The following is a 14012-nucleotide window of genomic DNA, read 5'->3' on the forward strand; positions in this document are numbered from 1 at the left end:
GGGCTCCTCAGCAGCGACGGCCGTGTGCGCCGCCCGCCGTGAAAGGTTTCAAAGAAGTTGCACGGAAGCTAAACGGCGACGACGGGCGGCGTCAATGGGCCGCGCACGACATTCTGCGGGCGATCCGCATGGGTGCGGCGGTGCGGCTCACACGTGCCGCGCGGAGGGTTGACACGCTCCGGCGACTCCCATAACTTCACCGCGATGAAACGATTCATAAGGAATCGCGGCACCGACTCGCCTGACGAGTCCGCACCACGGGAGCGCTGAGAGATGACGGGTCGATCCGCCGTGTCCGCTGTGAAGGCGGCGCTGAAGTCACAGACCGTCGAGACGCCGTCGTGGGCGTTCGGGAACTCCGGTACGCGGTTCAAGGTGTTCGCGCAGCCCGGGGTGCCCCGCACTCCGGACGAGAAGCTGGCGGACGCCGCCCGGGTGCACGCGCACACGGGCGTGGCACCGACGGTCGCCCTGCACATTCCGTGGGACCGCGTGGACGACTACGCGGCGCTGGCCGCGCGGGCACGGGAACGGGGGCTGCGGGTCGGGACGATCAACTCGAACGTGTTCCAGGACAATGACTACAAGCTGGGATCGGTCACCCACCCGGACGCGGCCGTGCGCCGCAAGGCGCTGGGGCATCTGCTGGAGTGCGTGGACGTCATGGACGCCACCGGCTCGCGCGATCTGAAGCTGTGGTTCTCCGACGGCACCAACTACCCCGGCCAGGACGACATCTCCGCACGTCAGGGGCGGCTCGCGGAGGCGCTGGCGGCGGTGTACGAGCGGCTCGGCGACGACCAGCGGATGCTGCTGGAGTACAAGCTGTTCGAGCCGGCGTTCTACGCGACGGACGTGCCGGACTGGGGCACGGCGTACGCGCACTGCCTCAAGCTCGGCGAGAAGGCCCAGGTCGTGGTGGACACCGGGCACCACGCGCCGGGCACCAACATCGAGTTCATCGTGGCGCTGCTGCTGCGGGAGAAGAAGCTCGGCGGATTCGACTTCAACTCGCGCTTCTACGCGGACGACGACCTGATGGCCGGGGCCGCCGACCCCTTCCAGCTGTTCCGGATCATGTACGAGGTGATCAGGGGCGGCGGCTACACGCCGGAGACGGCCTTCATGCTCGACCAGTGCCACAACATCGAGGAGAAGATCCCCGCGATCATCCGCTCGGTGATGAACGTCCAGGAGGCCACGGCCAAGGCGCTGCTGGTGGACGCGGAGGCACTGGGCGCGGCGCAGCGCTCCGGGGACGTCCTGGCCGCCAACGCGGTGCTGATGGACGCGTTCGACACCGACGTACGCCCGCTGGTGGCCGAGGCCCGTACGGAACTGGGCGCGGACGCCGATCCCGTCGCCGCGTACCACGCTTCCGGGTACGGCGAGAAGATCGTCGCGGAGCGGGTCGGCGGCACCCAGGCCGGCTGGGGAGCCTGACCCCGTCCGTCCATCCGCACAGACCGCACTTCACAGAGGGACACGATGACCGACCAGCCCAGCGCGCACCCCGAGGCCGAGCAGCTGCTCGCCCGCTCCCACCGGCTCGGCGCCGACCCGCGCAACACCAATTACGCGGGCGGCAACACCTCCGCCAAGGGATCCGCCACCGACCCGGTCACCGGCGACGACGTCGAGCTGATGTGGGTGAAGGGATCCGGCGGCGATCTGGGCACCCTCAAGGCGGCCGGACTGGCCGCGCTGCGCCTGGACCGGCTGCGCGCGCTGACCTCGGTCTATCCGGGGGTGGAACGCGAGGACGAGATGGTCGCCGCGTTCGACTACTGCCTGCACGGCAAGGGCGGCGCGGCGCCGTCGATCGACACGGCGATGCACGGCCTGGTCGACGCCCCGCACGTCGATCATCTGCACCCCGACTCGGGGATCGCGCTGGCCTGCGCGGCCGACGGGGAGAAGCTGACGGCCGAGTGCTTCGGCGACACGGTCGTCTGGGTGCCCTGGCGGCGCCCCGGCTTCCAGCTGGGTCTGGACATCGCCGCCGTCAAGAAGGCGCACCCGCGGGCGATCGGCTGTGTGCTCGGCGGCCACGGGATCACCGCCTGGGGCGCCACCTCCGAGGAGTGCGAGCGCAACTCGCTGCACATCATCCGGACGGCCGAGGCGTTCCTCGCCGAGCGCGGCGCTCCCGAGCCGTTCGGCCCTGTGACGCCCGGGTACGAGCCGCTGCCCGAGGCCGAGCGGCGCGCGCGGGCCGCCGCGCTGGCGCCGCTGATCCGGGGGCTCGCCTCCACCGACCGGCCGCAGGTGGGCCACTTCGACGACGCCGCCGTGGTGCTCGGCTTCCTGTCGAGGAGGGAGCATCCGAGGCTGGCCGCGCTGGGCACGTCCTGCCCCGATCACTTCCTGCGCACCAAGGTCCGCCCGCTGGTGGTCGACCTGCCCGCCGACGCGCCGCTGGAGCAGGTGCGCGAGCGGCTGGCCGCGCTGCACACCGCCTACCGGGAGGAGTACCGCGCGTACTACGAGCGGCACGCGACGCCCGGCGCCCCGGCGATGCGCGGAGCCGACCCGGCGATCGTGCTGGTGCCCGGGGTGGGCATGTTCTCCTTCGGCAAGGACAAGCAGACCGCCCGGGTCGCGGGCGAGTTCTACGTCAACGCGATCAACGTGATGCGCGGCGCCGAGGCCGTCTCCTCGTACGCGCCGATCGAGGAGTCCGAGAAGTTCCGCATCGAGTACTGGGAGCTGGAGGAGGCCAAGCTGCGCCGGATGCCCGCGCCGAAGGCGCTGGCCACCCGGGTGGCGCTGGTGACCGGCGCGGGCTCGGGGATCGGCCGGGCCATCGCGCACCGACTGGCCGCCGAGGGCGCCTGCGTGGTGGTGGCCGATATGAACGCCGAGGGTGCGGCGGCGGTCGCCAACGAACTGGGCGGCCCGGACCGGGCGGTCGCGGTCACGGTCGACGTGACGGACGAGGAGCAGATCAGGGCGGCGTTCGACGCGGCGGTCCTCGCCTTCGGCGGTGTGGATCTGGTCGTCAACAACGCCGGTATCTCGATCTCGAAGCCGCTGCTGGAGACGACGGTCCGGGACTGGGACCTGCAGCACGACATCATGGCCCGGGGCTCCTTCCTGGTCTCGCGCGAGGCGGCGCGGGTGATGGGTGATCAGGGGCTGGGCGGCGACATCGTCTACATCGCCTCCAAGAACGCGGTGTTCGCGGGCCCCAACAACATCGCGTACTCGGCGACCAAGGCCGACCAGGCCCACCAGGTACGGCTGCTCGCGGCCGAGCTGGGCGGGCTGGGGATCCGGGTCAACGGCGTCAACCCCGACGGTGTGGTGCGCGGTTCCGGGATCTTCGCGGGCGGCTGGGGCGCGGAGCGCGCGGCGGTGTACGGGGTGGAGGAGGAGAAACTGGGCGAGTTCTACGCGCAGCGGACGATCCTCAAGCGGGAGGTGCTGCCCGACCATGTGGCCAACGCGGTGTTCGCCCTCACGGGCGGCGACCTCAGCCACACGACGGGGCTGCACATCCCGGTGGACGCGGGGGTGGCGGCGGCGTTCCTGCGCTGATCCGCCGCCGGGCGGGCGGGGCGCGCGGTCCCGGGCCCCGTCCTCCGCTCTCCCCCGCCGTTCGACAAGCTCCCACGAGGTCAGTCGTGTCACTCTCCGCCCCTCTCCCCTTCGCCGCCGTAGACCTCGGCGCGTCCAGCGGACGTGTCATGGTCGGCCATGTCTCCGACCGGGGCGCCGGCACGCTGCGGCTCGACGAGGTCCACCGTTTCCCCAACCGGCCGGTGCGCACCGCCGGCACGCTGCACTGGGACGTCCTGTCCCTGTACGCCGGTGTGCTGGACGGGCTGCGGGCGGCGGGCAGCGCGGCCGGGCGGGCTCCGGCGAGCGTGGGGATCGACACCTGGGCCGTCGACTACGGTCTGCTGGACGCGTCGGGCGCGCTGCTCGGCAACCCGGTGCACTACCGGGACGCGCGCACCGAGGGGCAGGCCGAGAAGGTCGGCGCGGTGCTCGGGCCGGACGCGCTGTACGCGGCCACCGGGCTGCAGTACCTGCCGTTCAACACCGTGTACCAGCTCAGCGCCGCGCGGGACACCGCCGCGCTGCGTGCGGCGAGCCGTCTGCTGCTGATGCCCGATCTGATCGCGTACTGGCTCACCGGCGAGGCCGGTACGGAACTCACCAACGCGTCCACCACGCAGCTCATCGACCCCCGTTCGCGTGACTGGTCGCCGTTGGTGGCCGGGACGCTCGGGATCGATCTGGGGCTGTTCGCGCCGCTGCGCGGGCCGGGTGATCCGGCCGGGGAACTGCTTCCCGAGGTGCTGGCCGAGACGCGGCTGAGCGGCCCGGTGCCGGTGACCGCCGTGGGCTCGCACGACACGGCCTCGGCGGTCGCGGCGGTCCCGGCGGCCGGGGACCGCTTCGCCTATGTCGCCACCGGCACCTGGTCGCTGGCCGGCCTCGAACTCGACGCCCCCGTGCTGACCGAGGAGAGCAGGCGGGCCAACTTCACCAATGAGCTGGGGGTGGACGGAACCGTCCGGTATCTGCGCAACATCATGGGGCTCTGGCTGCTCCAGGAGTGTCTGCGCACCTGGGAGTCCGAGGGGGCGCCCCAGCGGTTGGACCGGCTGCTGGCCGAGGCCGCCGAGGTGCCGGGGCCCCGCTGGTACGTGGACGCCGACGACCCGGCGTTCCTGGCCCCCGGTGACATGCCGGCCCGCGTCGTGGACGCCTGCCGCCGCGCGGGCGGGGAGCCGCCGAGGACCCCGGCGGAGATCACGCGGTGTGTGCTGGACTCGCTGGCGCTCGCGCACCGGCGGGCGATCGAGGACGCGCAGCGGCTGTCGGGCCGGGCGGTGGACACCGTGCACATCGTGGGCGGCGGCGCGCACAACGCGCTGCTGTGCCAACTCACCGCCGACGCCTGCGGCCTGCCCGTCGTCGCGGGTCCGGCCGAGGCCGCGGCCCTCGGCAACGTGCTCGTCCAGGCGCGCGCGGCGGGCGCCGTCCGCGGTGACCTGTCCGATCTGCGCGCGCTGCTGCGCGCCACGCTGGCTCCCCGACGGTACGAGCCGACCGGCGACGGGCGGGCCCGGCGGGAGTGGGACCGCGCGGCGGCGCGGCGTTGACAGCGGGCCGCCGCCCGTGCACCGGTGCGGTCTCTGTCCGCCGTCCCCCGATATGATGGCCCACTCGGGCAGGGGTACCCGCACGATGTGACAGGACAGGCAGGACGCGTGGCGCAGACGGTCGGCATCAAGGACGTGGCCAGGCTGGCCGGTGTCTCGGTCGGCACCGTCTCCAATGTGCTGAACCGCCCGGAGAAGGTGTCCGAGCACACCCGGGTGCGGGTGCGCGCGGTGATAGACCAGCTCGGTTTCGTGCGGAGCGAGACCGCCCGTCAGCTCCGGGTCGGCACCAGCCGCATTCTGGCGATTCTGGTGCTCGACATGGCCAATCCGTTCTTCGTCGCCGTCGCGAAGGGCGCGGAGCGCGCGGCGCGCGAGACCGGACTCGGGGTGATGCTCTGCAACAGCGCGGGCAGCCCTGAGGAGGAGGCGGAGTACCTCGCGCTCTTCGCGGAACAGCGGGTGCGCGGGGTGCTGCTCACTCCGGCGGACGCGACCGGGCGCAATGTGCGGGACTTCGCGCGCCGCGGCATTCCCTTCGTCCATGTGGACCGGGCCGTACCGGCCGCCGAGGGCTGCTCCGTGTCGGTGGACGACGTGGCGGGCGGGGCGCTGGCGGTGCGGCATCTGCTGGCTGCCGGGCACCGCTCCGTGACCTACATCAGCGGCCCGATGTCGCTGCCCCAGTGCCGGGACCGGCGCTCGGGCGCGCTCAGCGCGCTGCGCGAGGCGGGACTGCCGGAGACGTCCCTGCTCCATGTCGAGTCGGCGCGGCTGGATGTCGCCTCGGGTATCGACGCCGGGGCCCGGCTGCTCGGGCTGGCCGACCGGCCCACGGCGGTCTTCTGCGCGAACGACCTGCTGGCGCTGGGTGTTCTCCAGGCCATGTACGGGGCCGGGGTCGATGTTCCGGGTGATGTGTCGATCGTCGGCTACGACGACATCGAGTTCGCCGCCGCCGCGGTCGTGCCGCTCACCTCCGTACGGCAGCCGGCGGCCGCGATGGGACGGACGGCGGCGGAGATGCTGATGGACGAGACGGGCCCCGGGGCGGAGCACCACACCCACCGTTCCGTGGTGCTCCGTCCCGAGTTGGTGGTCCGCAGTTCGACGCGCCGGCTGGAGCGCTGAGCGGTGGACGGCGACGGGAGCGTCGCGCTCGGCGCGGCGCTGCGGGCCGCCGGTGCCGCGTCCGGCGACGTCCTGGAGTGCGAGCCGCTGACGGGCGGTACGTACAACACGCTCCACCGGGTCGTGCTGCGTGACGGTGCACGGTGGATCGTCAAGATTCCGCCGCCCGCCTCGCTCCCCGGGCTCAGCCATGAGCGTGGACTGCTCGGCGGCGAGGTGGAGTTCTACACGGCGGCGGGCCGGATCCCCGGGGTCCCGGTGCCCCGGGTCGTGCGGTACGAGACGGATCCGGGCGCGCCGACGGGTGCCTTCCTGGTCATGTCCGCGTGTCCGGGGGCGTCGTGGCAGGAGTGGGAGGGGCGGCTCGCGGCGGGTGAGCGCGCCGCACTGCGCGCGGAGCTGGGCGGCGTCGTCGCGCGTCTGCATACGGTGACCGGCCATGGATTCGGTTACCCGGCGCGGCCGTTCGGGCCGCTCGCGGCGACCTGGCGGGAGGCGTTCACCCGGATGCTGGCGCGGCTCCTGGAGGATGCCGTCCACTACGGCGTCCGGCTGCCGCGTACCCCTGATGCCATCGGCGCGCTGGCCTCCGGGGCGGCCGGGGCGCTGGACGAGGTGACCGTGCCCGTCGCGGTCCACTTCGACCTGTGGCAGGGCAATGTGCTGCTCGACGGCGCTCCCGGCGCCCGTACGGTGAGCGGGATCGTCGACGGCGAGCGGATGTTCTGGGGTGATCCCCTCGCGGACTTCGTCTCGCTGGCTCTGCTGGACGACATCGAGAGGGACGGCGACTTCCTCGCCGGATACGCGGCGGCCGGCGGCACCGTACGGTGGGACCGGGCCGCCCGCGTCCGGATGGCGTTCTACCGCTGCTACCTCTACCTGATCATGCTGGTGGAGGCGGTCCCCCGCGCTTATCCGCGGGATCACCGGGAGTGGGCCGACCGGCATGTCGCGCCCCGACTGGAGGCGGCGCTCGTGGAGCTGTCCCGGGCCGACGCCGCGTAACGGCGGACCGTGGCCGTCCGTTCCGGGCTCCGGCGCGGACGGCGCAGCCCGTACGGCCGCTCCACGGACCGGGCGCCGGAGCCACCCGCGAAGGTGAACAGCAGCTGTCCGGACCTCGTATCCCCGGTGCGCGTGGGACAGTTGATTCAAGATCAGGTCAATATCTCGCCAACAACAAACAATGGCCAAAGATGTCACGGATAGTCTCCGGCCGTGATATCGATCAGACAGGCGCGTAGCGCCTCCGCCCCCACGGGCACCCCCCGTCGCTCCCTGCTCCGCGCGGCCCTCGCCGGAACCGCCGCCACGGCGGGAGTGGCCCTCGCCGCACCGTCCGCGGGCGCCGCCATCAGCGCCCGTCCCGAACGCCCCCGGCCGACCACCCCGGACCAGGCGCTCCGAGAACTCACGGAGGGCAACCGCCGCTGGCGCACCTTCCGTGAGCAGCACCCGCACGAGACGAAGACCGTGCGCCAGGCCCTCGTGTCGGGCCAGCACCCCTTCGCCGTCGTCCTCGGCTGCATCGATTCCCGTGTCCCTCCGGAGCTGGCATTCGACCAGGGGCTCGGCGATCTGATGACCGTGCGCTCCGCCGGTGAGGTCCTGGACGAGGCCGTCCTGGGCAGCATCTGCTACGGCGCGCTGGAGCTGGAGATTCCGCTGATCCTCGTGCTCGGGCACCAGTCGTGCGGCGCCGTCGCCGCGGCGGTGGAGGCGGACGAGACCGGCGCGCACCTTCCGGCACACATCCAGTACCTGGCCGACGAGATCCGCCCCGCGATCGATCACACCAAAGAAGGCGCCGAGCGCGTCGACTCCACGGTGAGCGCGCAGGTCAACGCGGTACGCGCGCGTCTCGCCGCGGAGCCCGACCTGGCCGCCAGGATCGCCCGGGGCAAGCTGGCCGTCGTCGGCGCGCGCTACGAACTCACGAACCAGCTCGTCCACCGCATCAGCTGACACCACCGCACCGCTCCCGGCACCCGCACTGCCGACGCGGCCCCTCGCCTTCCCGCCGCCCCGCTCCCACCGGAACGGGGCGGCGGCGCGTCGTGCGCCGTTCCTCATGCTCCTCATCACTCCGCCCTCTTGATGTGAACCCATCAGCTGTGTCATATATGTCCAGACCAATCTCATCCGGGTGCGCAGACGGAGGACACGGCCATGCCCAGGAACGCCGCTCTCGCCGCGCTGGTACCGGCCGCCCTGCTCCTCGCGCTGGCCGGGTGCGGTGCGGACGACGAGCAGCCGGCCCAGGCACCTCCCGCCCCCGCCGGGGTCACCGCCCAGGCAGGTAGCGCCACCTCCATCCATGTCATGTGGAAGCCGGTCCCGGAAAACGCCGGGGTGCGCGGCTACGAGGTGTACCGGGGCGGAGCGAAGGTGAAGGACGTCCCGGCCGAGCGGAACATGATCGACGTCACCGGGCTGAAGCCGTCGACCCCGTACACCTTCACCGTCCGTGCCCGTGGCGCCGAGGGGGCCCTCTCCCCGCACAGCGGCGATGTACCCGTCACCACTCCCGCCGACGTCACCGCGGACACCGGGCCCCCCGCCCGGCCCACCGGGTTGAGGGCGAAGAGCGACGGCCCCCGGGGCGCCCTGCTCAGCTGGGACCACGCCGAGGACGGCCGGGGCATCGTCTCGTACGACATCCTCCAGGGCGGCGCGCGGATCCACAGCGTCAGGGGCGACGCCACCTCGGCGCGGATCACCCGGCTGCGCCCCGGGACCCACTACCGCTTCGGCGTCACCGCGCGCGACGCGGCCGACCGCACCTCACCGGCCGGGCGGACGGTCGAGATCACCACCCCGAAGGGGCCCGGAGACGACCCCGATACCGCGCCCACCGCCTTCCGGGCCACGACGCACACCGCCGACGGCGCCCATTACGCCGATCTGTCCTGGCTGGCCCCGGAGACCGGCGTCGATGTCCCCGAATACCAGATCTATCTGGACGGGAAGTTCGCGACCACGCTGGCCTGGGGCACGGAGGCGCCCAAGGGCCGGGCCGCCTACAGCGTGTACGTGAGCAAGAGGGCCGGTGAGACCTACCGGGTGAAGCTCAGGGCCCGGCTGCCCGACGGCGAATGGGGCGCGTTCTCCGCGGAGAAGACCTTCGTCACCGGAACGGACCGCCCGTGACACCGGCGCCGGTCCCGCCACCAGTCGCGTCACCATCCCGCCCCGCCCCGGCCCCTCTTCGGCTCACCGTCCCGCGCGCACACGTCGGCGCGGCCGGGACCGAGACGGCCGGAGCGCGTGTGCCGCCCGATCCGCAGCCGGGCCAGCAGCCGTCCCCGGCGCTCCGCCCGCGACGGCGCGTGCCCTCCGGGCGGGCGCGGCGCGGTAGTCGCCCGCCGGTCCGCCGGAGCCGCAGCGCCAGGATCATCGGGGCGCGGCGCGGGCCGCACGGACCGGGCCTCGGCCAACAGGCTCTCCAGGCCGACGTGATGCCACCGGATCTCGTCCGGGGCGTCCGCCACCACCAGTCGCCGCACCACCTCGCGCGCCGCCTCCGAAGCGGAGCGGGCCTCGGCCAGATCGGGCCGCAGCCGGTTCAGATAGGCGCGCTCATACGGGTCGCGCACCAGCTCGGCCAGATGGGCCGGATCGAGGACGCATCCGGCGACGGCCGCCCGCTCCCAGGCGTCGTCGCTCTCGTGCAACAGCAGCCCGACGCGCCGGCCTCGCCAGTTGCGCGCCCTGCGGTCCTCCCCCGCGTCGAGGCCGGCGCGCAGAGCCTGCGGGAACCGGCCGGTCAGCAGGACCGGCTCCGTATCGACGAACGCCCGCAGGTCGTCGGCCAGATAGAGCCATACGACCGCCCGGTACCGGTTGAGATAGAACGTCACCGGTGCGACGAAGCCGGCACGCGCCAGCCGCGTGAAACGTCCTGGACTGACGGACATCAGCTCGGCGCCCTCGGCGGTGCCCACGGTCCGCACCCGCTCGCGCAGCGCGCCGGGAAACCCGTCGGCCGCCCGTAAGCGGTCGATCTCCTGCCTGGCGACCTGTCGGCGGCCGAGAACCGGCCCCGCGACGGTGCGGATGTGTCCCAGCTGGGCGGCGAGCGCGAACTCTCCGCGCCTCAGCTCCAGCTCCTGCGCGGCCCGGTCGACACCGACCGTCTCCGGCTTCCTGATCCCCGCGTCACCGACGGACATGGCCGTCCTCCCCCGTGAGTCGTTATTACTCTCGGTGACGACCGTAGCGCGACGCGGGCCTCGCCCGCCAAGCCTGTGGATAACTCGTCGAGTCCGCCGGACACCGGTCCGGCGGCCGTTGGGGCTCCGCTCCCCTCACAGCCCGCTCAGGCTCGTACCGCCCGGCTGTCGCGCGGCGACACCGAGGTGCTCACCGACCCGGTTGACCAGCAGGGTCATCTCGTAGGCCACCTGGCCGACATCGGCCTCCGCCGAAGTGAGGACACACAGACAGCTGCCTTCACCCGCCGCCGTGACGAACAGAAGAGCCTCGTCGAACTCCACCATGGTCTGGCGTGCCTGTCCCGCCTTGAAGTGCCGCCCGGACCCGCGGGCGAGGCTGTGCAGCCCCGAGGAGACCGCCGCGAGGTGCTCGGCGTCCTCGCGCGCCAGCGCCGAACTGGCCCCCGTCACCAGCCCGTCGTTGGACAGCACGAGCGCGTGCTTGATGTGCTCGACCCGCTCGGTCAGGTCATCCAGCAGCCAGTCAAGACCCTTTTCGAGTGGCATTTACTGTTCCTCCCCGTTCACATGTTCCCGTGTCCGCAACGCCCGTAGCGTTCCGTACCGGCCGCTCCTGCGCAAGCGGCACCGGATCCCGGCCTGGCGGACGGGCCTCATATCGCGCCGCGTCTCCTGTCGGCGGAAAATACGGCCATGGTGACAAACATGAGCAAGGACGAGTGGCAGACCTTCGTCTCCTCGGGCACGCACACCGGAAAACTGTCCACCGTACGGGCCGACGGAAGCCCGCACATCGCGCCCGTCTGGTTCGTACTGGACGGCGACGATCTCGTTTTCAACACCGGCAAGGCCACCGTGAAGGGCCGGAACCTGCTGCGGGACGGCCGAGTGGCCCTGTGCGTGGACGACGAGCGTCCGCCGTTCTCCTTCGTCCTGATGCAGGGCCGGGCCGAGACCGACGAGGACCCGGAGCAGCTCCTGACGTGGTCGACCAGGATCGCCGCGCGGTACATGGGCGAGGAGCGGGCGCGGGAGTTCGGCGAGCGCAACGCCGTGCCGGGCGAACTCGTGGTGCGCGTACGGATCGAGAAGGTGACGGCGTACGCGGCCCTGGCGGACTGAGAGCCGCGCGGGACCGAGAGGCGTCGGGTCGGACGGAACGGCCCCAGCTGTTCGCCACCACCGCGCGGGCGTTCGCCACCACCGCGCGTTCCCGCGGGCGGCCGGGGAGTTCGCACGGGCCGCCGGGGAGCATCATGTCCCCATGGCTCATGACCACACCCATGTACAGGAGTTCTTCGGCGCCCGCGCGGCGGACTGGGACCGGCGTTTTCCGGACGACGCTCCCGCTTACGCCGCCGCCGTCGCCGCGCTCGGACCACGCCCCGGCGACAGCGTGCTGGACGCCGGATGCGGAACCGGGCGTGCCCTGGCACCGCTGCGGGCGGCGGTGGGCGAGCGAGGAAGGGTGCTGGGCGCCGATCTGACCCCCGAAATGCTCGGCGCGGCCGTACGGGCGGGCCGAGCGGGCAGCGGGCTGCTGCTGCTCGCGGACGTGACGCGGCTGCCGCTGCGCGACCGCGTGCTGGACGCGGTGTTCGGCGCGGGGCTGATCGGTCATCTGCCGGACCCCGAGCGGGATCTCGGCGAGCTGGCCAGGGTGGTACGGCCAGGAGGCCGCCTGGCGCTCTTCCATCCCCTCGGGCGGGCCGCCCTCGCCGCACGGCAGGGCAGACGGCTCACGGACGACGATCTGCGGGCCGAGCCCCGGCTGCGGCCCCTGCTGGCCGCCTCGGGCTGGCTGCTGGAGTCGTACACCGACGAGGACGCCCGCTTCCTGGCCCTGGCCGTCCGCCGGAGCTGACGCGGCCGGGGCGGAATCGAGGGAGGCGGCAGGGAACGGAGCCGGATCCGGGGCGTTCCGGGCCCTCGACGCCCGGGTTGGCCGGTGGTTAGGGTGCGCCGACAACCGATCGGGACGAGGTGGGTGCCGTGGCCGCGCCGGACGACTCCGAGGACCAGGACGCGCTGTACGTACTGACCGCCGCCCTGCTGACCCCCGCGCGGTTCCCCGCCGCGCTCGGCGACGACTACCCGGAGAGCTGTGCCGCTCTCGGCCTTGATCCCTACCCCGGGGGATACGGGCTGGTCATCGGCCAGGACAGCGACGGCGCCCGCTGGACCGTGGTGGTGGACGACGTCTCGCTCGTCGCGGTAGCGATCGCGTCCTGGGACTGCGGTATGGAGTACGACCTGTCGCCGGGGGAACGCACGGTCGTCTCCGTACTGCCCGGCTGGCCGCTCGACCTCGCGGTCGCCGCGCCCGGCCTGCCGGCCCCGCACGACCCCGCCCCCGAGCCTGAACCCTCGCGGGACGGCAGCGGGCAGGACGGGCCGACGGCCGGAACGGCCCTGCGGCTGCCGCTGGCACCGCCCGACACGGGGACGTGGGGACCGCCCCAACGGCGTCTCGGCGCGGACGAGATCGCCCTCCACTGGACGCAGTGGCGCGACCGGACCGAAGCGGAGGACGCCGAGGCGACCGGGACCGCGAAGAGGTCCGAGGTGGCGAAGGAGCCGGAGGTCACGCAAGACTCGGAGGCGACCGGGACCGCGCAGGGCGCCGACGCACCCGGAGAGTCCTCCGAGAACGGCTCGCCCTCCCCCGGGGAGATCTCCCACCCCGGCATACGGCGGGTACTCGGCGAACTGCGCGCCTACCTCCACAGCGACACGGCTCCCCCGCTCGGCCGGGTCCGCTCGGGCTTCGCCCCGGACGGAGCACGGATGCTGCGCGCCGACGGTCCCGGCTGGTCGTTCGTCGCGAGGACCGACGACATGGCGTTCGTCCTGCTGGACGAGGAGCCGGGCGAAGTGCTGCCGGTGGGCCGGGGCAGCGAGCTGCCGCCCCTGCTCAAGGCGCTCGACGCGATGGCCGTACGCCCGGCATGAACCGGGCGGCTTCGGGACGGACAACGGGTCCTCGACGTGAGTCGGCTCGTCGAGACCGACCGGCAGACCCTTCACACCAGCCGCGAAAGCGGCGATGACGCCGTGTTCGCGGACGGCGCCCATGCCATGCCGGGCGCCGGGCAGCGGTCGCGAGATCCACACCAGCCGCCAGTCCCGGGCTCGGCGAAGCCCGGAAACACCCGGAGATGCCCGGAGAAGATCAAGCCGCCCGGCCGGGCCGCCCGGACGAGAAGGCGTCCCCCGACCGCCCGACTGGAGGGCCGGTGGAGGACGCGCCGGGGCGGGGGTCGGCCCACGTCGTGCCGGGTGCGGCTCATGACCGCCATGCCGACCGTCGCCGCCAGGCAGTACAGCGTCGGCGCGAGGAACACGTGCGGCAGTCCGGACCAGCCCGTACCCAGACTGCCGGTCAGCCCGCCCAGGGCGCCGGCGATCGCGTCGAGCTGATGAAAGGCCGCCGAGGCGGTCGCCGCCGCTCGGGGCAGCAGGCACTGGGCGACGATGACGCCCAGGCCCGCGAACACTCCCCACGCCGCGCCCATCGGGACCGTAACCGCGCACGGAATGAACATCAATGATGTGCGTAAAGTTGACTTTATATCAGATATGGCGT

At 72.8% G+C, this 14012-nt stretch carries 13 protein-coding genes; 10 read left to right on the top strand and 3 right to left on the bottom strand.

Annotated elements, in window-relative coordinates:
- The first annotated feature begins 273 nt into the window (after nt 1–273).
- The 7 genes from rhaI (at nt 274) to DVH02_RS09535 (ending at nt 9401) form a co-directional block, all read left to right on the top strand.
- Nucleotides 274–1443, top strand: a complete 1170-nt coding sequence (gene rhaI / locus DVH02_RS09505; protein ID WP_114623318.1) for an L-rhamnose isomerase — start codon at nt 274–276, stop codon at nt 1441–1443.
- Nucleotides 1444–1488: 45 nt separating this feature from the next.
- Nucleotides 1489–3540 carry a bifunctional aldolase/short-chain dehydrogenase gene (locus DVH02_RS09510; RefSeq protein ID WP_114623319.1) on the top strand — a complete coding sequence of 684 codons (2052 nt, stop codon included), beginning with the start codon at nt 1489–1491 and terminating at the stop codon, nt 3538–3540.
- Nucleotides 3541–3689: 149 nt separating this feature from the next.
- Nucleotides 3690–5117, top strand: coding sequence for a rhamnulokinase (locus DVH02_RS09515; protein ID WP_114623344.1), 1428 nt, complete (start codon nt 3690–3692; stop codon nt 5115–5117).
- 108 nt (nt 5118–5225) lie between these two features.
- A complete protein-coding gene (locus DVH02_RS09520; RefSeq protein ID WP_114623320.1) occupies nt 5226–6248 on the top strand; it encodes a LacI family DNA-binding transcriptional regulator in 1023 nt (340 codons plus the stop codon).
- Between the two features lie 3 nt (nt 6249–6251).
- Nucleotides 6252–7256, top strand: coding sequence for a phosphotransferase family protein (locus DVH02_RS09525; RefSeq protein WP_114623321.1), 1005 nt, complete (start codon nt 6252–6254; stop codon nt 7254–7256).
- Between the two features lie 213 nt (nt 7257–7469).
- The gene (locus tag DVH02_RS09530) at nt 7470–8216 is read left to right on the top strand and encodes a carbonic anhydrase (protein WP_114623322.1); all 747 of its coding nucleotides are present in this window, start codon (nt 7470–7472) and stop codon (nt 8214–8216) included.
- Nucleotides 8217–8420: 204 nt separating this feature from the next.
- Nucleotides 8421–9401 carry a fibronectin type III domain-containing protein gene (locus DVH02_RS09535; RefSeq protein WP_114623323.1) on the top strand — a complete coding sequence of 327 codons (981 nt, stop codon included), beginning with the start codon at nt 8421–8423 and terminating at the stop codon, nt 9399–9401.
- Nucleotides 9402–9430: 29 nt separating this feature from the next.
- On the opposite strand, the gene DVH02_RS09540 is transcribed toward DVH02_RS09535, so the two are convergent.
- Nucleotides 9431–10423 carry a DUF6397 family protein gene (locus tag DVH02_RS09540; RefSeq protein ID WP_199566222.1) on the bottom strand — a complete coding sequence of 331 codons (993 nt, stop codon included), beginning with the start codon at nt 10421–10423 and terminating at the stop codon, nt 9431–9433.
- 135 nt (nt 10424–10558) lie between these two features.
- Complete coding sequence (locus DVH02_RS09545; protein ID WP_114623324.1) at nt 10559–10972, bottom strand: roadblock/LC7 domain-containing protein; 414 nt, start codon at nt 10970–10972, stop codon at nt 10559–10561.
- Nucleotides 10973–11119: 147 nt separating this feature from the next.
- Here DVH02_RS09545 and DVH02_RS09550 point away from each other — a divergent pair, with 147 nt between their 5' ends.
- The 3 genes from DVH02_RS09550 to DVH02_RS09560 all read left to right on the top strand — a co-directional run bounded on the left by DVH02_RS09550 (nt 11120) and on the right by DVH02_RS09560 (nt 13378).
- Complete coding sequence (locus tag DVH02_RS09550) at nt 11120–11548, top strand: PPOX class F420-dependent oxidoreductase (protein ID WP_114623325.1); 429 nt, start codon at nt 11120–11122, stop codon at nt 11546–11548.
- Nucleotides 11549–11690: 142 nt separating this feature from the next.
- Entirely contained in the window at nt 11691–12290 is a 600-nt protein-coding gene (locus DVH02_RS09555; protein ID WP_114623326.1) for a class I SAM-dependent methyltransferase, read from the top strand.
- A gap of 128 nt (nt 12291–12418) precedes the next feature.
- Entirely contained in the window at nt 12419–13378 is a 960-nt protein-coding gene (locus DVH02_RS09560) for a hypothetical protein (protein WP_114623327.1), read from the top strand.
- Nucleotides 13379–13449: 71 nt separating this feature from the next.
- On the opposite strand, the gene DVH02_RS09565 is transcribed toward DVH02_RS09560, so the two are convergent.
- The gene (locus tag DVH02_RS09565) at nt 13450–13941 is read right to left on the bottom strand and encodes a hypothetical protein (protein WP_147286025.1); all 492 of its coding nucleotides are present in this window, start codon (nt 13939–13941) and stop codon (nt 13450–13452) included.
- Between the last annotated feature and the right edge of the window lie 71 nt (nt 13942–14012).

The sequence above is a fragment of the Streptomyces corynorhini genome, from assembly GCF_003346515.1.
Taxonomy (GTDB): Bacteria; Actinomycetota; Actinomycetes; order Streptomycetales; family Streptomycetaceae; genus Streptomyces; species Streptomyces corynorhini.